At 47.5% G+C, this 20,605-nt stretch carries 15 protein-coding genes and 2 pseudogenes; 8 read left to right on the top strand and 9 right to left on the bottom strand.

All coding sequences use genetic code 11. The annotated features are described in order from the left end of the window. Positions 1–226: 226 nt before the first annotated feature. The 4 genes and pseudogenes from JI735_RS03980 to JI735_RS03965 all read left to right on the top strand — a co-directional run bounded on the left by JI735_RS03980 (position 227) and on the right by JI735_RS03965 (position 7,626). Positions 227–1,159 (top strand): ABC transporter ATP-binding protein, encoded by a 933-nt coding sequence (locus tag JI735_RS03980; protein ID WP_039832226.1) that lies wholly within the window; start codon positions 227–229, stop codon positions 1,157–1,159. A gap of 15 nt (positions 1,160–1,174) precedes the next feature. After that, the gene (locus JI735_RS03975) at positions 1,175–2,452 is read left to right on the top strand and encodes an ABC transporter permease (RefSeq protein WP_039832225.1); all 1,278 of its coding nucleotides are present in this window, start codon (positions 1,175–1,177) and stop codon (positions 2,450–2,452) included. Continuing rightward, on the top strand, positions 2,439–3,563 hold the full coding sequence (locus JI735_RS03970) for an ABC transporter permease (protein ID WP_233476237.1): 1,125 nt from the start codon (positions 2,439–2,441) through the stop codon (positions 3,561–3,563). Before JI735_RS03975 ends, JI735_RS03970 begins: the two co-directional genes overlap by 14 nt. Positions 3,564–4,096: 533 nt before the next feature. Continuing rightward, positions 4,097–7,626 (top strand): annotated as a pseudogene (locus JI735_RS03965) (alpha-amylase family glycosyl hydrolase). Positions 7,627–7,773: 147 nt separating this feature from the next. On the opposite strand, the gene JI735_RS03960 reads toward JI735_RS03965, so the two are convergent. The 3 genes and pseudogenes from JI735_RS03960 to JI735_RS03950 form a co-directional block, all read right to left on the bottom strand. Next, on the bottom strand, positions 7,774–8,250 hold the full coding sequence (locus JI735_RS03960; RefSeq protein WP_039832120.1) for an SAM-dependent methyltransferase: 477 nt from the start codon (positions 8,248–8,250) through the stop codon (positions 7,774–7,776). A gap of 100 nt (positions 8,251–8,350) precedes the next feature. Further along, a complete protein-coding gene (locus JI735_RS03955; protein ID WP_039832122.1) occupies positions 8,351–9,166 on the bottom strand; it encodes a MerR family transcriptional regulator in 816 nt (271 codons plus the stop codon). Positions 9,167–9,272: 106 nt separating this feature from the next. Next, positions 9,273–10,192: pseudogene (locus JI735_RS03950) on the bottom strand (aldo/keto reductase). Between the two features lie 163 nt (positions 10,193–10,355). On the opposite strand from JI735_RS03950, the gene JI735_RS03945 reads away from it, so the two are divergent. From JI735_RS03945 to JI735_RS03930, 4 genes are all read left to right on the top strand, one after another. Then, positions 10,356–10,742 carry a MerR family transcriptional regulator gene (locus JI735_RS03945; protein WP_039832124.1) on the top strand — a complete coding sequence of 129 codons (387 nt, stop codon included), beginning with the start codon at positions 10,356–10,358 and terminating at the stop codon, positions 10,740–10,742. Positions 10,743–11,192: 450 nt separating this feature from the next. Then, positions 11,193–12,059 carry an ABC transporter permease gene (locus JI735_RS03940; RefSeq protein ID WP_233476448.1) on the top strand — a complete coding sequence of 289 codons (867 nt, stop codon included), beginning with the start codon at positions 11,193–11,195 and terminating at the stop codon, positions 12,057–12,059. A 36-nt stretch (positions 12,060–12,095) separates the two neighbouring features. Then, a complete protein-coding gene (locus JI735_RS03935; RefSeq protein WP_039789274.1) occupies positions 12,096–12,989 on the top strand; it encodes a carbohydrate ABC transporter permease in 894 nt (297 codons plus the stop codon). Positions 12,990–13,117: 128 nt separating this feature from the next. After that, complete coding sequence (locus JI735_RS03930) at positions 13,118–14,716, top strand: extracellular solute-binding protein (RefSeq protein WP_039832126.1); 1,599 nt, start codon at positions 13,118–13,120, stop codon at positions 14,714–14,716. 394 nt (positions 14,717–15,110) lie between these two features. On the opposite strand, the gene JI735_RS03925 is transcribed toward JI735_RS03930, so the two are convergent. From JI735_RS03925 to JI735_RS03910, 6 genes are all read right to left on the bottom strand, one after another. Continuing rightward, a complete protein-coding gene (locus JI735_RS03925; RefSeq protein WP_202677085.1) occupies positions 15,111–16,631 on the bottom strand; it encodes a DUF4179 domain-containing protein in 1,521 nt (506 codons plus the stop codon). Between the two features lie 20 nt (positions 16,632–16,651). Continuing rightward, entirely contained in the window at positions 16,652–17,161 is a 510-nt protein-coding gene (locus tag JI735_RS03920; protein WP_020429572.1) for a sigma-70 family RNA polymerase sigma factor, read from the bottom strand. 202 nt (positions 17,162–17,363) lie between these two features. Then, positions 17,364–17,729: a helix-turn-helix domain-containing protein gene (locus tag JI735_RS35275; RefSeq protein WP_233476234.1), complete on the bottom strand. Its 366-nt coding sequence runs from the start codon at positions 17,727–17,729 to the stop codon at positions 17,364–17,366. Continuing rightward, on the bottom strand, positions 17,683–19,593 hold the full coding sequence (locus JI735_RS03915; RefSeq protein ID WP_233476233.1) for an AraC family transcriptional regulator: 1,911 nt from the start codon (positions 19,591–19,593) through the stop codon (positions 17,683–17,685). Before JI735_RS03915 ends, JI735_RS35275 begins: the two co-directional genes overlap by 47 nt. A gap of 173 nt (positions 19,594–19,766) precedes the next feature. Beyond that, positions 19,767–19,901, bottom strand: coding sequence for a hypothetical protein (locus JI735_RS35270; protein WP_233476447.1), 135 nt, complete (start codon positions 19,899–19,901; stop codon positions 19,767–19,769). Positions 19,902–19,930: 29 nt separating this feature from the next. Then, a complete protein-coding gene (locus JI735_RS03910) occupies positions 19,931–20,521 on the bottom strand; it encodes an AraC family transcriptional regulator (protein ID WP_233476232.1) in 591 nt (196 codons plus the stop codon). Between the last annotated feature and the right edge of the window lie 84 nt (positions 20,522–20,605).

Below are 20,605 nucleotides of genomic sequence, written 5' to 3'. Positions count from 1 at the left end.
TGCCGGCTTGCTTACGGTATGCCGTTTTTACAGTAATCCGTCTGATCCACAGACTGACTATTGTAAGGACGGCATTTTTTTATTTGCCTTCTCCATATGACTAAAGTAATAACCTAACTGGTAACTAAAGTAATACTCAGATTGAGTACTATAGTGAATATTTTTAACTTGGAGGGGGGCGTAGAATGAGAACAGAACAAGAAATGAACGCGAGGTGCTTTAACCGATGCTTGAATTAACAAATTTGACCAAAAAATACAATGACATCACTGTTGTTAATAATATTTCGCTAAATGTGAAGCGTGGTGAGATTTTTGGCTTGTTAGGTCCTAATGGAGCCGGAAAGTCAACGACCGTATCCATGATAAGTACAGTGCTTACGCCAACCAGCGGAAGTATAACCATTGATAATAAATCCCTTAGGGAAAAACCTGCAGACATCAAAAAAATTATGGGCATTGTGCCGCAGGATTTGGCACTGTACCAAGCCTTAAGCGCCAAGGAGAATCTGGAATTTTTCGGCAGCCTGTATGGACTTTCCGGAAAAAAGCTGAAAAACAGAACCAACGAAGTATTGGATATCATCGAATTACAGGATAAGAAAAATCAGAATGTAGCCGAGTTTTCCGGAGGGATGAAGCGCCGGGTCAATATAGGGGTTGCGCTTATGAATGATCCCAAGTTGTTGATCCTGGATGAACCCACAGTAGGCATTGATCCTCAATCCCGGAATCATATCCTGGAGACTGTGAAAAAACTCAATCAAGACAGAGGAATGACGGTGATTTATACAAGTCACTACATGGAGGAAGTGGAGTACTTATGCAAGAATGTTGCCATCATCGACCACGGTTCCTTGATTGCGCTGGGAACGAAAGAAGAGCTAAAGCAAAGCCTGGCGGCGTGTGACACGTTGACAGTGAATTTTAGCACAGCGAGTGAAGACGCACTTGAACAGTTAAACCGGATTCCCGGTATTTCCAAGGTTAAGATAGAGGGCAATCAAATCAGTATGCTGGTTTCGACGAATGATAAGAATGTGATTGAGATTGTGGATGAGATCAAAAAATTAGGAATTAAACTCACCAGTTTTAAATACGAGGAAGTTAACCTGGAAAGTATTTTTCTGCAGATAACAGGTAAGGCCTTAAGGGGGTAGTGAGGGGGCGGTATTATGAGAAAGCTATTACGTTTATTTCTATTGGATCTGCGGCTGCTAACTAAAAATAAAACATTTTATCTAAAGCTTATTCTGTTTCCATCCATTCTAATACTCATCCTGGGAACGGTATTTAGTGATTCTAGTTCCCAAATCAAAACCTTTAATGTAGCTTTTTATAATGCTGATAAGGGCTCTTCGGAAGGGACTCATTTCGTATCCTTGGGAAACAACTTAAGAGATAACGTATTCAAACAAGAGGACCTGAAGAAAATCATAAATTTAAAAGAAACCACCAGCTATAAGCAAGGCAAGCAATTACTCCAGGACGGTAAGGCTGCAGTATTTGTATACGTACCGGAAACCTTCACCAAGACCGCCATGAATAATGAAAAAACGGATATCGTCCTGTTGGGCGACAACGATAAGCCTCTGGATAAAGACATAGTTACGGTTATTCTGGACCGGTTCAATGCAAGTATCAGGACAATGAATGTTGAACAAAGGACGATTCTGCAGACCATAAGCAGTAAAGGCGGTATACCTAAAGACAAAATAGAAAAGGTTATGAGCCAAATTTCAGGAAATAAGCAGCTCAGTCTTAAAAAACCGGAGGTGCCAACCCATAAAGATGCCGTGCCTATAGATGCTATGCAGTATTACTCGATCGCAATGGTAGTTATGTTCTCCATAATGACGGCATTTGTGCTGGTTCATAGCATAGTGGACGAGAAGCAGAGCCACACCCTGTTTCGAATCAAATCCACACCTACCTTGAATATACAGTATGTGCTAGGCAAACTGTTCGGGATTATTTTATCTGTTGTGATCCAAATGATCGTTGTGATCATGATTAGCCGTCTTGTATTTCAGATGAAATGGGGAAACCCTTTAGAGCTGCTTGTTATTACTATTGTTTATGCTTTTGCCATCGGCAGCATTATTCTGTTATGGGGATTTACCGCGAAAGACCATGTGACTGTTTCCAGCCTGGCTTCTCCTGTGCTGTACATTTTCAGCTTTTTGGGCGGGAGCTTTATCACTAAAAGCGGATTGCCGGATAGCCTGCGCGTCATTCAGGAGATTATCCCTAATGGTAAAGCAATAAATTCATATTTAAAGGTATGCCAGGGAGTAGGTCTGGACGGCATGTATATTGATTTGTTGGAGCTTATAGGTATAGGACTGATATTTATTATCTTTAACATTATGGTATACAGCGGAAAAAGGTGGAATAAAAGTGCAATTTATAGTCATGGTAAAAAACCAGCTGAAACTGATGTTTCGAAATAGGACCGCGGTATTTGCAACAATTGCAGTTCCCTTAATCCTGACCTTTTTGTTCTCCTTCTCCCAGGGGAGCAGCCAGGAAAGCTTATATGTAGCGGATGCCGACCATAGTGTGTATTCGAAGCAGCTCATGGATATGATCCAGAGGCATAACCAGGTGAAAGTTGTACATTCCGACGAGGCCACTATCAAAAAAAAGGTTGATGACCAGGATATTCCCTTTGGTTTGGTAGTGAAGCAGGGGTTTGGCAGCCGTCTGTCATCCGGTGAAGAATTACCTGTTTATTTTGTACAAAATTATGAAAACGGCGATGGGACGATTCTGGAAGAGATTATTACCAGTGAAGCAAGCACACTCCAAAAAGTTATTCATGATTCACAAGTAATCTCTAAGGAGCTGAATGCAGATGGCTCAGGCATTACAGCCAGTGTATTTAAGGGGATCAATGAGGCCTCGAATCTAACGATAGATGATCAGACTTTAAGTAATGGAGAGAAGACCCATGACAACGCCACAGCAAGGTTAATCGGTTTTCTGGTCATGTTCATTTGGTTCGTCGTCATTCAGGGATTACGGACCTTAATTGATGAAAGAGAAAACAATACGTTTAGCAGATTGCTAAGCACACCTGTTGATTACAAAAAATATCTGCTGGCAAAGATGACGGCGACCTATCTGTTTGGAGCTGTTCATGTCCTGGTCATTTTGGCCGCCGGCAAGTATTTGCTTAAGATTAGTATCGCAGACAACGCGCTTGCGGTCGGTATTCTATTCGCTGCTTATTTATTTGCCTTAACCAGCATCACTATGATTGTTATACCGTTTATGCGGAATCAGAAGCAGTTTACGTCTTCAGCTTCAATAATCATAGCCGTAACCGGAATGCTCGGCGGTTCCTTTTTCTCCATGGAAATGGCTCCAGGGTTCATGCGGGTCCTATCCAGGTTCACTCCGGAATCGTGGGCAATCCAATCGTTATCAGCCGTTATTTTTGACCATCAGCCTATGACTTCAGAATGGGTTCCGCTGGCTGTATTCGCAGGGATCGGGGTTGTAGGCCTCGCAGCCGGATTCTTATTCATGAACAGAGAACTTAAGGCATTGAGGGGCTAAAGGATAATCAAAATATAGATCAGGAAGTGGTTAAGTTGGGTATAGTGGAATTAATTGGGATTGTGGAACTCATTGTCGGGATTCTCATTAACGTATTTATTGGCACACTTGGTCAGGCTATTTTCAGAAAAGACGATAGAACCTCCAGAGTTATATTGAGAGTCATTGGGGTCTTCCTTATTATTAATGGGATTTCAAGAGCTTTTCATGTCTGATTCTCAAAGCGGAAAAGTATGATTGATAGCTTACCCGATTGGTGCGCGCGGGTTGAGTTTTGACTGAAGATTCTATGCATACGCTTTCGTGAACGTTCAAATTATCATTGACCAGGAAAAAGATGGGGATTATAATCAGAAAAGGAAAAAGTCGATTGTATGCGGAATTTGAATTTCTTCCTGGCTTATTTATCAATCTAATTTGTAAGCGCGTACATGAGTGCTTTTCTATATGTCCAACAGGGGGCGGTTGATGAAAAATTGTAGCGGCGTATTTTTTTTCACTTTAATGCAAACGTTTGCGCATCTAATAAATTCATGGGAGGTTTGTCCGTGTTGAGAAAAAAAACCAGGTCATATGTTTCATGGTTAGTCATTTTTGCACTTTGTTTTAGCTTGTTCGGGCTGTCCGGCGGGGCTTCTGCAAGCAATACCGATTATACAGTAACCTATTCGAATTCTACGGCAGCTGCCGTGACGCTGCATTGGACTGCAAATAACTGGACAGATTCTACGGACACGGTTATGTCCAAGAGCGGGACTACATTTACTGCAAACATTAGTGTGCCAGAAGGTGCTACACTAATTTATTGCTATCACATTACGGCGCCTACGGATTATTGGGATAGTAATGGCGGGAAGAACTGGACGGTGGTTATACCGGCTGAGGGGAAGTATGAAGGCGAAAGCGCGGTTTTGTCTGGAGGGGCAAAGGTAAATACCGATCACACCGGGTATTCAGGGACCGGGTTTGTGGATGGATACAATGTTCCCGGAGCAACAGCAACTTTTACCGTTCAGGCTTCAGCAGCAGGCACTTATAATGCCACTCTCCATTACGCTAACGCAAGCGGAAGCGCGAAGACAGTTTCCATATACGTCAACGGAAGCAAAGTTAAACAGACAACCTTAGCAAGTCTGGCAAACTGGAACACCTGGGGTGACCAAACGGAAACCCTCTCCTTACTGGCAGGGAATAATACGATTGCATACAAATATGATTCCACTGACAGCGGTAATATTAATCTTGATTACATGACACTTTCCGCTGGAATTACTCCAACACCTACAGCAACGGCAACGCCTACAGCAACAGCCACGCCTACAGCAACGGCAACACCTACAGCAACGGTAACGCCTACAGCAACGGTAACACCTACAGCAACGGTAACACCTACAGCAACAGCAACACCTACAGCAACGGCAACTGCAACACCAGCAGCCGGGATAACGGTTCATGTGAAGAAACCCTCAAGCTGGAATTCAATGCGAATCCATTACTGGAATCTGAGTCCGGCAACCGTTCCGATAAGCGGGGCATGGCCGGGAATTCTGATGAATTCCGACGGAAATGACTGGTACAGCTATACGATTGCCGGAGCCGCGAGTGCCAGTCTGATTTTTAATGACGGCAGCGGTAAACAGACAGCCGAATTGTCCCGCAATGTGAAGGAGTCCTGGTTTTACACGGATAACATGTGGTATGAAACCAACCCGGAACTCCCCAAAATTCCAGTGATTTCAGTCTCTCCTGCGCCCAAAACATACGATTCTGCCCAGACGGTGAAGCTTTCCAGCACCAATAGCGGGGATAAAATTTACTATACAACCAACGGTTCAACACCTACGGCAGCATCGGCCTTGTATACCTCGCCAATTCAGGTGGCTTCCTCTATGACCATCAAGGCTTTTGGTGTGAACTCAACCGGTCAGGCAGGAAATGTAGCTTCTTTCGCTTATGTCATTGACTTAAATGCCGATTTACAAGCTCCAACCATCACTCCGAATTTGCCTGTGGGGCATTCCGATACTGCGGTTACCGTATCCTTTAACATAAAAGATAACAAGGCAGCAACCACAAGGGCATATTATACCGATGATGGTACGGAACCAACCGCAGGTTCTAAAGCTTATATTTCTGGCAATGCAATGGCCGGTTTGACGGGACCTTCCATCCTGATCTCCAAAACCACCACCCTGAAGTTCCTTGTGATAGACGGAGCTGGGAATCAAACCACACAAAGCTTTGTCTACAATATTGGAAAGTCGGGAGATTTCCGGGAGGACAGCATTTATTTCGTCATCACTTCGCGGTTCTATGATGGCGATCCAAGCAACAACGAGCACGCATGGGAGGATACCAAGGCGAATAATCCGGATTCGGACCCGGCTTGGAGAGGAGACTTTAAAGGGCTGATTCAAAAGCTGGATTACATCAAAGCCCTCGGATTCAGTGCCATCTGGATTACACCTGTTGTGCAGAATGCGAGCGGTTATGATTATCACGGGTACCACGCGATCAATTTTGCCAAAGTGGACCCAAGGTATGAATCTGCGGGAGCCTCCTATCAAGATTTGATCAATGCAGCGCATGCAAAAGGGCTAAAAATTATTCAGGATGTCGTTGTCAACCATACCGGTAATTTCGGTGAAGAGAATTTGTTCCCTATGTTCAAGAAAGATGAGACCAAGCCGGATACCGTCAGCAACATGCTCAAAATAACGGATAAGCTGCCGTCAAACTATGATTCCATGACACCCGATCAGCAGTACCAGGCAAGAATTGCCTTAATGAAGACGGCGGAGACGAACAATAACATGTACCATACGGAGAAAAGTCTTTCCTGGGAATCTTATACCGTACAGACAGGACAGATTGCCGGAGACTGCGTCGACCTCAACACAGAAAATCCTGCGGTTGATCAATATCTGATAGACTCCTATAACCAATATATTGATATGGGTGTTGATGCTTTCCGTCTCGATACAGTAAAGCATGTGAGCCGGTATATTTACAATAAATACTTTATTCCTGCCTGGAAGGCACGAGGAGGCTCGGACTTCTTTATGTTTGGTGAAGTGGCCACCCGCTACAGAGATGTATGGAACAGCGGGATTCCGGCAATTTCGACGCCATTTTATACCTGGAAAGCTTCGAAACCGTATCCGGGCGATAACATAAATGATTACGCTTCCAATAAAGCGTCAGTTGAACAGGAGTGGGCAGACAACTCTACTACAGCAGGACAGCCTACTTCAAACAATGCTTTCCTTAACGGCAATACCTATCATACGCCTGACTATTCGATGAAATCGGGTATGGATGTGATTGATTTTCCGATGCATTGGGCCTTCAAGACAGCACAGGAAGCATTCAGTATGAGAAGCGGCGACCAATTCTATAATGATGCAACCTGGAATGTTACCTATGTCGACTCTCATGACTATGCACCAGACCAGGCTCCGGAAAATCAGCGGTTTGCGGGTACACAGGACACCTGGGCTGAGAATCTCGCGCTAATGTTCACCTTCCGGGAATTCCCGCCATCTTCTATGGCTCGGAAATCGAATTTAAGAAGGGGGTACCCCTCGATGTAGGTCCAAACGCACCGCTCAGCGCAACAGGCCGTGCTTACTTTGGCGATCACATAGAAGGCAGTGTTACGGTCCAGGATTACGGTAAATATACGAATGCAACCGGCACACTTGCAGAATCGCTCAATTATCCTTTGGCCAAACATATCAGACAGCTGAATTTGATCAGAAGAGCAGTCCCGGCCTTACAGAAAGGACAGTATTCTACAGAGAATGTATCAGGGAACCTGGCATTTAAGAGAAGATACACCGACAGCGCCAAAGGCATTGACAGCTTTGCCTTGGTTACGATTTCGGGAAATGCTACCTTTACCGGGATTCCGAACGGAACCTATGTGGATGCGGTGACTGGCGATGCCAAAACCGTTACCAACGGTACGATTACCCTGACATGCTCCGGCAAAGGGAATGCAAGGGTCTATGTCCTGAACGGCAAAGGCGGAATTGGAGAGACCGGATCTTATCTGAAATAAAACAAACGTGCAGGATGTGAGAAATAAAAAACCCGTAAAACCTTGGTTTAACTGGGCTGAGATAAGGATGTTTTAAGATGTGGGCGGTATAGCAATTACAAGATGCTATACCGCCTGAATAATTCGATCTGCTAAGCTCTTCCCTCCTTAGAAATTAAAAACTTCTGCCCAATTAAAGGAACCAGATTCTTCAGTACTTCTCGGCCACCTGCTGCACCATGCCGGGACACCGGGGGTTTCAACCCTGTCAAGGCTGGGCGTGTAAGGCTTAATATCAAGAACGGGAGTATTGTCATATGCATCCATAAATGCCACTTGAATTATACCGTTTTCAAAGTCGGTTTGGATAATTTCCGCTGCGGTCAACGCTATCGGATTAGGACGCATAGGCGACCTTGTAGCAAAAATGCCCATGACCTCGGGAGAGCCTTTGTACGGTGACTCGGTTTGCAGTACGGAGCGCGAATGCTCGTCGTCATAATCGCTGAACCACCAAAGTACACTGATATGGCTAAAACCCTCTAATGATTGTAAAGCCGGAATGAACTTTTTTTCCAATGCAATGAAAGTACCGCTCTCGTTGCTGCGAACCTTGCCAATGGAATGTACTTCTAAATTACTCATATTATATCCTCCTCGTATTCGATGTCAGGTGCAGCGTAAGCCCTCACACCATGTGAGAGTCAAGAGGATAAAAAAACGTCCTGCAAAATGCAAGACGTTTTTATACAATCTCCAATGGTATTTGAAGTTCTATTAGGTATTTTTCTGGATTATTCTCATTCCAGGGGCCACGGTGTACGATTTGCCGTGTTTGCCCGGACATCTTATATTGGCTGTTCTGTTGCAGCCATTCAGCAAAAGCTATATATGCTCCCGCTATATTAGTGAAATCACCACATACCATTGTGCAAGCCATCGTGGGTACAGGCTCGGTATTTCGATAGGTAAAGCTGTTTGTACTTTTTCCCTGTTTTTTTACAGGAAGGCATAGCTCAACATCCACATGAGACTCTTTGTACTCTATGTCGTGATAAATAGAAAAAGTATTACTGTAAATATGTATGTGGTTTTCTTCGGCAAAAGCAGACAACTCTTGCCATAGTTCGCCCTCGGCGTAATAGTCCCGAATGATTCTACGCAGGGATAGAACTTGATAACTTGGAATGGATTTAATTGAAATGTTATAGTGAATTTCATTTTTCTGCCCTAAAAGCTCTTTTTTAGCGACTTCGATTTTTCTTAATTTAACTATGTTATCTTGAATTGTCTTTTCTATTTCCGCATATTTTGCGTCAAGCTGTTCTATAAGCGATTTATCATCCATTTTATCAAGGGCTACTGCAATTTCCGAAACATTAAATCCACTATCCCGGAGATAAATAATTTTATTAAGAACAGGTATTTGCTCGACCGAATACATACGGTATCCTGTCCACTTGTCGGTTTCTGCTGGCTTTAAAAGTCCTACTTCATCATAGTATCGGAGCATTCGGATTGAAATTTGTGTCAATTTAGAAAATTCTCCTATTTTGAACATCTTATCACCAACTGTTATCTATAATCGTGTTGTTACAGGCAGCAGGAAAAAACTAAGAACAAGGATGAGGGATACCATTCTCTAAAAAACGGTATCCCTAAGCCCGTTAAGGAAGCTTGTTCCCCGCTGCACGGTAGATCTCATACCACTCTTCCCGGGAGAGGGTGATATCTGAAGCCTTGGCAATGTCGAGCAGGCGCTGGGTGTTGGTAGTGCCTACAATCGGCTGCATCTTGGCCGGGTGTCTTAGGAGCCAGGCGATAGCGATGGCAGTGTCGGCCACACCTTTTTCGTCAGCCAACCGGTTAATAACCTGGTTCACTTCCGGGAACTTGTCATTTCCCAGGAATACGCCTTCAAAGAAGCCGTATTGGAACGGGGACCAAGGCTGAATGGTCATGTCATGCAGACGGCTGTACTCCAGAATGCCGCCGTCATGCACCACGGAAGCGGAGTTCGTCATATTCACATTGAAGCCGGAGTCAATCATGCCGGAAACCATAATGCTCAGCTGCAGCTGATTGAAGAGCAGCTTTTGTTTGACATTTTTTTGAGCAGTTCAACTTGCAGCGGATTCAGGTTGCTGACACCGAAGTGCTTGACCATGCCTTTTTGCTCCAGGTAATCGAAGGCTTCAGCGACTTCCTCCGGCTCCATTAAGGTGTCGGGGCGGTGCAGCAGAAGCACATCCACGTAATCGGTCTTCAGACGTTTCAGGCTGTTCTCTACGGATGACACAATATGCTCTTTGGAGAAGTCAAAAAAGCCTTGGCGGATGCCGCATTTCGTCTGAATCATCAACTTGTCGCGCATCCCCGGGCTGCTGGCAACGACATCGCCAAACACTTCTTCGGCTTTGCCGGCGGCATAGATGTCCGCATGGTCAAAAAAATCAATGCCTGCTTCCAGAGCACTGTGAATATGAACGTCAGCTTCTTTGGCCGACAAGTCGGCAATCCGCATACAGCCTAATGAAATTTCGGCAACCTCTAATGTGCCATTACCCACGTTAATTGTTTTTACCATTAATTATTCACTCCTTAAATGTAAGGTACGCTGTAAATTTTAGACCTTAGAGTTAGGTGTAAGTCAATAGATTTCCTGGCGGGGCTTTTAATAGAAGCGTATTGGTGTTACCTTAAAGGTAATTCTACTTGCCGGAGCGTACGCGGCGGAATGGAGCTGACATATGGGTTACAGCATCAAAACCATAGCACAAAAGAGCGGACTTAGCCAATATACACTGCGTTATTATGAAAGAGAAGGTGTTCTGCCCGTTGTAGCACGGGATGAACATGGCAACCGCTGCTTTCACGACGAGGATCTGGAGCTGATCTCCCTGATCTGCTGCCTGAAGGATACGGGGATGCCGATTGCTGAGATCAAGCAGTTCATCGCGTTATCCCGGGAAGGAGTGGAAGCGCTGCCGGACCAGCGGAAGCTGCTCCAGGCCCATAAGCTGCAAATTGATGAGAAGATTAGGTTTTTTCAGAGGTTTGCGCAGAAGATTGAACTTAAGATTGCATATTTTGCGTCGTTGGAGAGAGAGGCCCAAGAGCAGGCTGCAAAGAAGTGATAGTTTAAATATGTGGGAAAAGGCCCCGGAGCTGTCCTGAAACAGGAGCGCTTACGGGGCTTATTTGCGTTCAATCTTTATTTTCTCCACAAAAGTCAGAAAAGTGCACCAGCCGATGCTCCACATCATACAGGAATACCCTCAAGCTGCACTGTTCACCCTGCGGAGATGTCTTCTATACTCAGAGCATACATTGGACGGAGCCGCTGAGTGCAGCTTCAGGCGTCCAGACGGTGGCGGGAAGGCGTATGCTGCCGCAATGAAGTATATAGAAGTAACAGGAGGGTGAAGGCTTTGAGACACCGTAAACGCAAGTCCGTTACAGCGCTCGCCATAGAGCTTCCTATTAAGGGGGCGGGGCAGCTGCCGTCAGAGACAGGGGCAAGGACTGAGAAGAAGAGGAAAAAGGGTTTTCTGCATGAGCTGGTCCATAACCGGGTTCTTTTTCTGATGCTGCTGCCTACATTGCTGTTTTTTCTGGTCAATTCGTATTTCCCGATGGTCGGCGTGTATTACGCATTTACCCAATTTGACTTCAATTCCGGAATGTTCGATGCGCCTTTTGTGGGGCTCAAGAACTTCGAATTTCTCTGGAAGTCCGGCACACTGGTGAAGCTTACGCTCAATACAATCGGCTACAATCTGGCGTTTATCCTGCTGGGGAATGTGCTGGCTATCGTCTGTGCGATTCTGCTCAGTGAGCTGCGTGTCAAATGGTTCAAAAAGCTGACCCAGTCGATCATGTTCCTGCCGTATTTCGTCTCCTTCGTTATTCTGAGCGTTATTGTATACAATGTGTTCAATTATGATAACGGTTTCTTGAATACGCTGCTGGCCCAATTCGGAGCCGGTCCTGTAGATGTCTACAACAAACCGGTCGTCTGGATCTTCCTGATTATCGTATTCTATCTCTGGAAAAATCTTGGCTACAGCATGGTCATCTACCTGGCCTCCATTACGGGAATCAGCGACGAATATTATGAAGCGGCCAAGATTGACGGTGCGCATATCTTCCAGCGGATCTGGTATATCACGGTGCCGATGCTGAAATCAACCTTTATTGTGCTGCTGCTCTTCTCGCTTGGAAGTATCATGAAGGGGCAGTTTGACCTCTTTTACCAGCTGATCGGCAACAACGGGGTGCTCTATAATACTACGGATATTCTGGATACGTATGTGTTCCGCTCGCTTAAGGTTACCTTTGACATCGGGATGGCCACAGCAGCCGGGCTGTATCAATCGCTGTTTGGCTTCATTCTGATCATGACGGTCAACTACATTATACGCAAAATAAACGACGATTACGCTTTGTTCTAGGAGATGCCGGACATGATACGGAAGGAGAAAAAGAGCATGCATATCAAAGACGATCATTATACAAGGCTGCTGCAGGGGCTTGCCTACACGGTTATCATTCTCGGCTCGCTGGCCTGTCTGGTCCCGTTCCTGCTGATTATTTCGGCTTCCTTGACGGCCAATGATTCGATTATTAAGGATGGATATCATCTGATACCGGCGCAATTCTCGCTGGAGGGGTACAAAACGGTGTTCACCTTCCCGGACGAGGTGCTGCGGGCATATGGCGTTACGCTGTTTACAACGGTGACGGGCACGACGCTGGGGCTGTTTTTTATGACGATGGCCGGTTATGTGCTGGCCCGCAAGGATTTTAAATATCGCAATACCTTCTCGTTCTACATTTACTTCACTACCCTGTTCGGCGGGGGACTGGTGCCCTGGTACATTATGATGACCAAATATCTGCATCTCACTGATTCGTACGGGGCACTGATTTTTCCGGGGCTGATGACGCCGTTCCTGATTATTCTGATGAAAAATTTCATCCGTTCCGCCGTCCCAGAGGAGCTGTTCGAATCCGCCAAGATCGACGGGGCCGGTGATTTCAAAATCTATTGGAGGATTGTGCTCCAGCTGTCGATGCCCGGCATCGCCACGGTTGGCCTCTTCCTCGCTCTGGCCTACTGGAACGACTGGTTCTCATCTTCACTGTTCATCAATGACCCCCATAAGTACCAGCTGCAGTTCCATCTGTACAATGTCATCAATTCGGCGGCTTTCATTGCCAATATGGGCGCAGGTACCGGAGTAAGCCTGGGCAGCGATTTGCCTACCGAATCGACCAAGATGGCGATGGCTATCATTGTTACCGGACCCATCCTGTTTTTGTACCCGTTCATCCAGCGCTATTTTGTGAAGGGACTAACGATTGGGGCTGTAAAAGGTTAGAACCGTATGGCAGAAAGCACCATTACCGGGCTTTTGTTATTCGGCTAACATAGAGTTACAAGATGAAGACAGTTTTGTACGAGGTGAATTCAGGGAGCTAGGCTTACAAAACGTTTAGGAGGGTTCATATGAAAAAGACAACAGGCAGAAAAACACTAGTAACGCTTACAATGGCTGCGCTGGCCCTTTCGCTTCTTGCGGGATGCGGCGGCAATAACAGTAACGGGAACAAAGACAGCGCGGGGACAGAGGGCGGAAGCAATACAGCCGTGAAAACAGAGGGCAACGCCGCAGCCGCAGCGGACACCGGAATTGACACCTCGAAGAAGGTGGAGCTGCAGTTCTACATGCTTGGCGACGCTCCCAAGGATCTGCCGGTCATTCAGGATGAAATCAACAAGATGGCCCAGGAGGAACTGAATGCTACCGTGAAGTTCAACTATACGAGCTGGACGGACTGGGATCAGAAATACAAGCTGCTGCTCTCTTCGGGCCAGGCGATTGATCTGATTTTTACAGCGGACTGGACCCAGTACCAATCCTATGCCAAACGGGGCGCCTTCCTGCCGCTGGATGATCTGCTGCCCAAAGCTGCTCCGGAGCTGCAGAAATTCGTTCCTGAAACCATGTGGGAAGATGTGAAGGTGGACGGCAAAATCTACACCGTTCCCGCAACCTATAAAGAATATGTGACCAACGGTTTTGTATACCGTGAGGATCTGCGCAAGAAATATAATCTTCCAGCCCCAACGGATCTGGCCAGCTATGAAGCCTACATGGACGGCATTGCCAAAAACGAGCCGGATTTGATGCCAATGTCCCTGAACAGTGATATTGGGAACAATCTTCATTACATTTATACCGAGCTGAACAAAATGGTTGGCGCTCTGCCGTACGGCATGGGCGTGAAGTATGAATCGCCAACTACAGTGTACTCCTACTGGGGCTCCGATGAGCAAAAAGAAGAACTGAAAACCATGAAGCGCTGGGCAGACAAAGGTTTTATTCCCAAGAATGTGCTGAATATCAAGGATACGATGCAGGACCCGATTACTTCCGGCAAAGCAGCCAGCATGTTCGGGGATAACCCGACGCGCTATAATGACATGAAGATGAAGATCAGCACCACACATCCCGATTGGGAGCTGGCCTACTATCCGTTCGGCAAAACCACAGGTTATGCAACACCCGTACATCCTATACACAATGGTTTTGCGATTCCGAAGAGCAGCAAAAATCCCGAGCGGGCACTCGCTTTCTATCAGAAGCTGGTTCTGGACAAACGGTATAACCAGTTGACGCAATACGGAATTGAAGGCAAGAACTACACGGTGGAGGACGGCTATTACAAGCTGGTCGGCACGAGCACATCCAATGGCTTCACCCGGGAAGGCATGAACGGCTGGGCGTGGAGAAATCCGGAATTCATGTTGTTCGACAAGGGCTTTGACGGGGTGAAGGCAATTTTTGAGGAGCTGGACAAGATCCAGAAGCCGGACCTGTTCCTGGGATTTGCCGAGGACTACACCTCTTATCAGGCAGAGAAAGCCGCCCTGGAGCAGGTAGAGAAGCAGTACCTGTTTCCGCTGGAGGCGGGACTGGTAGCGGATGTGGACAAAGGGCTGGAAACCTTTATGCAGAAGGCCAAACAGGCGGGTCTGGAAAAGATTCAGGCCGAATGGACGAAGCAGTGGAACGCTTATACTGCTGAAAAAGGTATTAAGTAAAGGAGTTGCCCCGAAAGCCTGTTGGCTGGCGGGGCTTCTTGCTGTTTGGATGAAGTCCTGATGAACATAGGAGCTGTCATACTTGGTGCTGGTCGTAACTCCAGGGAATGTTTGGACTTCCGGCCGCTGTTATGTTTGGATTTCCTCATTCATACCGCGATTGCGGTAGAAATCCAAACATAAAGGCGGACGCGTTCGCTCCTACAGTTCCAAACTTCCCCTCCGTTACTATACACCTTTATGGTAATTCCTAAGTTCATCAGGACAAGACAAAGAGCCCCTTTGTCATCTTTCGGGACAAAGGGGAGGAGGGAAGAGTGTGTCTCCGAGTCCGAGTATCTGGAGATTATCTATTCTAAGGGATACACGCTTTTGCGATATCTGCGGTAAGCTTCTATTTCTTGGAGAACAGCTCGATACTCTGCGTCTCCAAAATTGGATTCCAGATGCGTTCAACTGATAGGGTAAGCGGCTGCGGGTAATCTGCAGCTTGACTGTCAAAAAATAAACTCATCTCATCCATACCCGTACCATCACTAGAGATCGTGGTGCCGCCGAAATTGTGTAGTGCAGTTTCCCGATTCGTTCTTTCATGCACCTGGCCCTTCGCATCGGTAAATTTGTCGGCCAGGCTTGCGCCGATGTACTCCGCCTGCACCGCCCCTTGCGAATCGGTATAATAAAACAGGTTGGTCACTTTGCGCCGGAGCAGAATCTCTGCCTCTGTTGCATTATGTTCTTGCTTGGATGTGACAATTTCCCAATCGTTTGTCGGGGCTTCAATAACTTGCTGCTTGTTCAGATCGACCGCAAATTTCATGCGGTCCGGCTCCAGGGCCGAGATACCGGCAATCTTCAGCGAGGCGGAATCCGGCTGGTTAAGCCCGGTATGCTTGAACACCAGCGTTGCCTGCGATTGGTCTTTGTACACCTCGGAATTATCGGCCGTGATTCTGCCCGGATAAACCAATTTATCGGTTTGACTCCCGGTGGTTGCGATCAGAACAGGATTAAGCAGGCTGAAAATCCGTTTGGTGTTCGCCTTGTCATACTCCAGATCGACATAGGTATTAAGCGGAGTATACTCCACCTGGAGCACTTTGATCTTTTGACCGTCCACCGTCAGCGTGCGATCCACAGGCAGTGTATGCTCTTGGTCCTTGAATCTGGCCGGATCAAGCTCGAACGATACCTCCAGGCCGGTCCGGTATTTGTTGCTGCTGGAAGCGAGCGCCTGGTCGGACGTTTCGGTGAGAATCAGAGTGAACTTCACATCCTTGGAATAGGCGATGGAACCCGGATAGTTGGTGGAATAAATATAATCCTTGCTTTGGCCGGGCGGAATCCGGGATTCACTATCGTAAGCCATTTCCAGGGCTGCGCCTCGATGCGGATATGGAACCTCGAAATCCCCGAATTGAATTTTCGTATCCGCGGGTGTGATTTCTTTATCCGTATCGTTGTGCACGCTGAACAGGATATACACTTTACGGCCATCCGTGACGGCGCCATCCACATCCATGCGGTATCCTTTGTTTGTTGCGCTTTGGCGGACCGGTATGACCAGATTTCGTTCCAGTATGTCGGCAACCAGCCGATTGTGTAATGGCTGGTTGCGATAGGCCGCAAAATCATCCCAGCTTTTGGTGCTGGCCGCCTGCACTGAACCGCCGGGGTCGAAATCGTCCGTACCTCCGGCTGGCAGGCCGATGGGGAAGAAGATCAGAAAGACGGCTGCCGCCGCGGCCAGTACCGCCCCCGCTCCGTAAGAATAGAAACGCCGCTTGCTGCGTTTTTTTCCCTGCGCTACTCCGTTACGCATTGCATTAAATATTTTCATTTCCCGAATCGTCTCCGCATTTAGATTGACCTCCTGGGCATCCTGCTTCAGGATGCGCTCTTCTTTCTCAGACATTTCAGCCACCTCCCGCATGTTCACAAATAGTTCCGCAACTGCTTGAGTCCTTCGCGCAGCCAGGTTTTGATCGTGCCTTCGGGCTTGTTCAGCACCTTGGCAATTTCGGCACTCGTCATATCCTGGTAATATTTGAGCATCACGACATGCCGGTATTTCGGCTTCATCCGGTTCATCGCCCGCTCCAGATCGAGCCGGTCGCTGCTCCTCATCTCCTGGGTTTCCTTCTCCTCCAGCTTCTCCGCCGGAAAGACGCGCTTTTTGCGCCGCAGCTCATCCATGCAGCAGTTGATGGTAATCCGGATTAGCCAGGGCGTGAATGCCTGCTCGTTTTTGAGCTTTTTGCGCTTCATCCAGGCCCGGCACGACGCTTCCTGCACCGCTTCCAGGGCATCCGCCTCGGAACGCAGATAGCTGTACGCGATCGCATACAGTTTCCGGTGCTCGCCCGCAAGCCGCTGAAAGAATACCTCTTCATCCATCAGCGCAAGATCCGCTGTATTGGCCTTGTTCATTATGTTCTCCACCATTCAACACCCCCTTCTTCCTTGTTTGTGCCTCACTATGGAAGAAGTCGCCCCAAAATATGTTTTCACAAGTAAGACGGAGCTGACCGTCAAAACGATTGATTTTTTTTAACTAAATTAAAACACATACAAGAATAGGCCAACCAGTAGTTTCTGGCTGACCTAATAATACAAAGACAAGCCTAAAGGGGTGTCTTAGATGACACTATGCCTGCCTGGAACGCCGGTAGTCGGTAGGGGTGGTGCCGAAGCTGCGCTTGAACATCCGGTGCAGGTAGGAGCTGCTGGTGAAGCCGCAGCGTTCGGCGATGGTGGTCACCGGCAGACCGGTATTCTCCAGCAGGCTGCAGACCTCGCGCATCCGCACCTCCAGAATGACATCCACGATACTGGTCAGCGTCTGCTGCTTATAGAGGCGGCTGATGTAGATCGGCGACATATCCAGTTCATCAGCAATCTGGTTCAGGCTTAGACTCGGCTCCATATAAGCTTCGTTGATCTTTTGATTGATCTGGCGGACCAGGTCATGCTGCTTGGAGTTTTTTCTCGGCCAGCTGTTCGTGCATTTCACTAAAGAGAGCGAAAAAGGCCTGCTCCAGCGCATCAACGGTTTCGACCGAATCCAAAGCTGGCAGCTCAGCAGTGCCTTCATTTTGTAAACGGTTACGTTTTTGGATGTTGATGAGGATCTCCTTGATCGTCACACTGAGCCGGGATACAGCCAGCTGCACCGATGGAAACGGATAGTCTGCCGTCTCCCGGATAATGCTGCTGAACTGCTCCCGGGCCTCGTCGATTTTGCCGCTCATCAGCGCGTCGGTGAGCTTTTTCTCTTTTTCGGTAGGGTAGTGATAAATGTTAGCTTGAAGGGCACAGATGGACTGGGCGCTGATGATGCAGCCATGGCCGAAGAACAATCTGTGGTTCGATGCTTCTCTAACCTGCTTGTAGAGCTGATGCAGCTGCACGGGATTGTGGTCTATATGGCTGTAGGCAAGCGTCAGGCTGACCTTCAGATAATCGGAGCAGGCCTGCTGAATCTGGCGGAGCAGCGTCTCAATCAGTTCTGTGTCCGTGTATTCCTTGGGGTCCACAATATTCAGAAGAACCAGAATGCCGTCATCATTCATATCTACCGTCTCTACGCGGTAGGTCTGGCCGCAAATCTCTGAAGCGATGTTCATAATGGCGAACTTATAGGCAAGCAGATACGAGGAGCGGGACTCTCTGAACTCCTGGTAATTGTCAATCCGCAGCAGAATCAAACGGTAATCATCGTCGAAGGTAAAATGAATGCCGAGCTGCCGCAGCTTCTCGACCTGCTGGATGGATTGCAGCGGCTTGAGGCCGAGAATCAGATCGCGCAGCGTATTTTGCCGGATGGTGAACATGCTGTCGCGTTTTTCGCCTTCGAGAATATTCATCTCCCGGACAATCCGGTCAATCGGCAGATACACTCGGCGCGACATGAGCCAGGAAAAGGCAAGGCCTCCTACGAAAATCAGCGCAGCAATCAGCAGGGTGGCGTTGCGGATGCTGTTGGTCTGCTTGATAATGATGTCATACGGTGTGATGCGCACATACTGCCAGCTTAGATCATCCGGCGCCGTATAAGAGATCAGCGAGTTGACCCCGCCGAATTGGCCGATAAAATAACCGGCCTCCCGTCCCTGAATCCGCTGCTGGACCCAAGCTGCTTCCAGCGGAGACAAGCGGTGTGGTTCCAGACTGTCCACAGACAGCAGCTTGCCCTGATCCGCAAGAATAAAAGTGTCGCTCTTGGAGTCCACGGGACTGGTGATTTCTTTGTTAATCCAGGGAGCGGAAATGTTCACAATTACGGCTGAATTAATGGCCCTGTCCCAGCCAATCGCATCGTAGCACAGGAAGGTATAAGCCCGGACCTGACCGTTCTCCGCAGCACCATTGGAATACACACGCGGAATGGGCGTGAACGGCTTGTATTCCTGGTAGTGGTTCAGAATATCCAGGATATTTCTGTCCACCAGCTCCTGCTCGGTAAAGACGCCGTTCTGGCCGTGGGAGGAGGCGATGTACAGCCTGGCGCTTTTGGGATTGTAGACATAGATGGATTCAATATACGGCATGGAGCTGAGGTAATTCCCCAGTTCGGACATGGCAGCCGTGACATCATAGATATCCGGCTTGTCGTAGAACACAATTTTGGAAACGGTGCTGTTGCGGTAGATCTGGAATGAAAGCGATTGCGCCGCATCGGTCATGTTGACCACCTCTTTGCTCGTTTGCGTGAGATTGCCGAGGTCGGAGCGGAAAGCCTGCGTTTTTTCTACGCCAATATAATAGTTGTAATAGATGATGGTGGAGGCTAGGAAGGTTAAGGACACACATAACGTCATACTGACCAATATTCTGCTGTACAGCGCTCTTTTATTGCCGGCCTTGTTCAGTCTCATAAGCATCCCCCTAATTCTCTGTGTACGCGGATGTACGGTCACGGCTGTTCTCTATTGTTCATAGTACCAGTATAAGCTTCACACCGTGAACAGAACAGTGGAGCAACATGAGAAAAGTGCACAGGACGGTGTTCAGGGGAGTGAACAAATCCAACATTTATGCACAAAAGCTGCTATTTGACCTTGCTCCGGAGGCGGAAAGTGCGCGGGGAGAGGCCGATCTCTCTTTTGAACATATTGCAGAATTGGGCATCGTTCACGAACCCGGCAGCCGCAGATACCCCGGAGATATGCATTTGGGTATGCAGCAGCAGGGACTTGGCATAATCCAGGCGCTTCAGTAAAAGATAACGGTGGGGGAATGGCCAAATCTTTCCTTAAACAGATGCCGGAACCGGTCATAGCTGTAACCGGACATTTCAGCCAGCGATGTGATCGAAAGCTTGTGGCGGTAATGCTCGTTCATATAATTCAGTACATACTGCATTTGGTCTTCTGCCGGAGAATGAAAATCCGACGCGGCAAGCAGCCGCTGGAGATACACAGTGACTTCGCTCATCTGCAGATTCAGCAGCTCGGCGAACCCGTCGCGCTTGCGCTTGAACTCTTCGTTCATCCGCAGCAGTGTTTGCAGCACGGTATGTTCCTTATCGTCATCGTAGACACCGGACAGTGTATTGATAATCGGATTTCCGCAGTGGAAGCCAACGAAGAGAACCTCCGGGCTTGGCTGATGATTTTCGTCATGCTTGAAATTGGGCGGGATCAGGGCAAAGGTGAAGGGACGGAAATGAAAGCTGCGCGGTCCAATACTCGTAGTCCCATGACCGTGGATATAATAGACCAGCTCAAAACATTCATGCTGATGCGGCGGAATATAAGTATTCGCTTCATGCTCTGCATTTACAATATATAGGACCCGATCCATGATGAACCTCCGTTTATCGTCTTTTAGCCGAATCGTACAAAAAGTTGACCGAAAATATATAAATATTTATGTTTTCATTTGTTA

Origin of the sequence: Paenibacillus sonchi (assembly GCF_016772475.1) — a bacterium.
Taxonomy (GTDB): Bacteria; Bacillota; Bacilli; order Paenibacillales; family Paenibacillaceae; genus Paenibacillus_AQ; species Paenibacillus_AQ sonchi.
The sequence above is the reverse complement of the archived record's forward strand: the minus strand, read 5'-3'. Positions and strand labels throughout refer to the sequence as shown.

What these genes read in the sequence shown, in the direction of transcription:
- JI735_RS03980 (WP_039832226.1), top strand. Translation starts at nt 227, where the DNA reads ATGCTTGAATTAACAAATTTGACCAAAAAATACAATGACATCACTGTT.
- JI735_RS03975 (WP_039832225.1), top strand. Translation starts at nt 1,175, where the DNA reads ATGAGAAAGCTATTACGTTTATTTCTATTGGATCTGCGGCTGCTAACT.
- JI735_RS03970 (WP_233476237.1), top strand. Translation starts at nt 2,439, where the DNA reads ATGTTTCGAAATAGGACCGCGGTATTTGCAACAATTGCAGTTCCCTTA.
- JI735_RS03960 (WP_039832120.1), bottom strand. Translation starts at nt 8,250, where the DNA reads ATGAGTAATTTAGAAGTACATTCCATTGGCAAGGTTCGCAGCAACGAG.
- JI735_RS03955 (WP_039832122.1), bottom strand. Translation starts at nt 9,166, where the DNA reads ATGTTCAAAATAGGAGAATTTTCTAAATTGACACAAATTTCAATCCGA.
- JI735_RS03945 (WP_039832124.1), top strand. Translation starts at nt 10,356, where the DNA reads ATGGGTTACAGCATCAAAACCATAGCACAAAAGAGCGGACTTAGCCAA.
- JI735_RS03940 (WP_233476448.1), top strand. Translation starts at nt 11,193, where the DNA reads ATGCTGCTGCCTACATTGCTGTTTTTTCTGGTCAATTCGTATTTCCCG.
- JI735_RS03935 (WP_039789274.1), top strand. Translation starts at nt 12,096, where the DNA reads ATGCATATCAAAGACGATCATTATACAAGGCTGCTGCAGGGGCTTGCC.
- JI735_RS03930 (WP_039832126.1), top strand. Translation starts at nt 13,118, where the DNA reads ATGAAAAAGACAACAGGCAGAAAAACACTAGTAACGCTTACAATGGCT.
- JI735_RS03925 (WP_202677085.1), bottom strand. Translation starts at nt 16,631, where the DNA reads ATGTCTGAGAAAGAAGAGCGCATCCTGAAGCAGGATGCCCAGGAGGTC.
- JI735_RS03920 (WP_020429572.1), bottom strand. Translation starts at nt 17,161, where the DNA reads ATGGTGGAGAACATAATGAACAAGGCCAATACAGCGGATCTTGCGCTG.
- JI735_RS03915 (WP_233476233.1), bottom strand. Translation starts at nt 19,593, where the DNA reads ATGAGACTGAACAAGGCCGGCAATAAAAGAGCGCTGTACAGCAGAATA.
- JI735_RS03910 (WP_233476232.1), bottom strand. Translation starts at nt 20,521, where the DNA reads ATGGATCGGGTCCTATATATTGTAAATGCAGAGCATGAAGCGAATACT.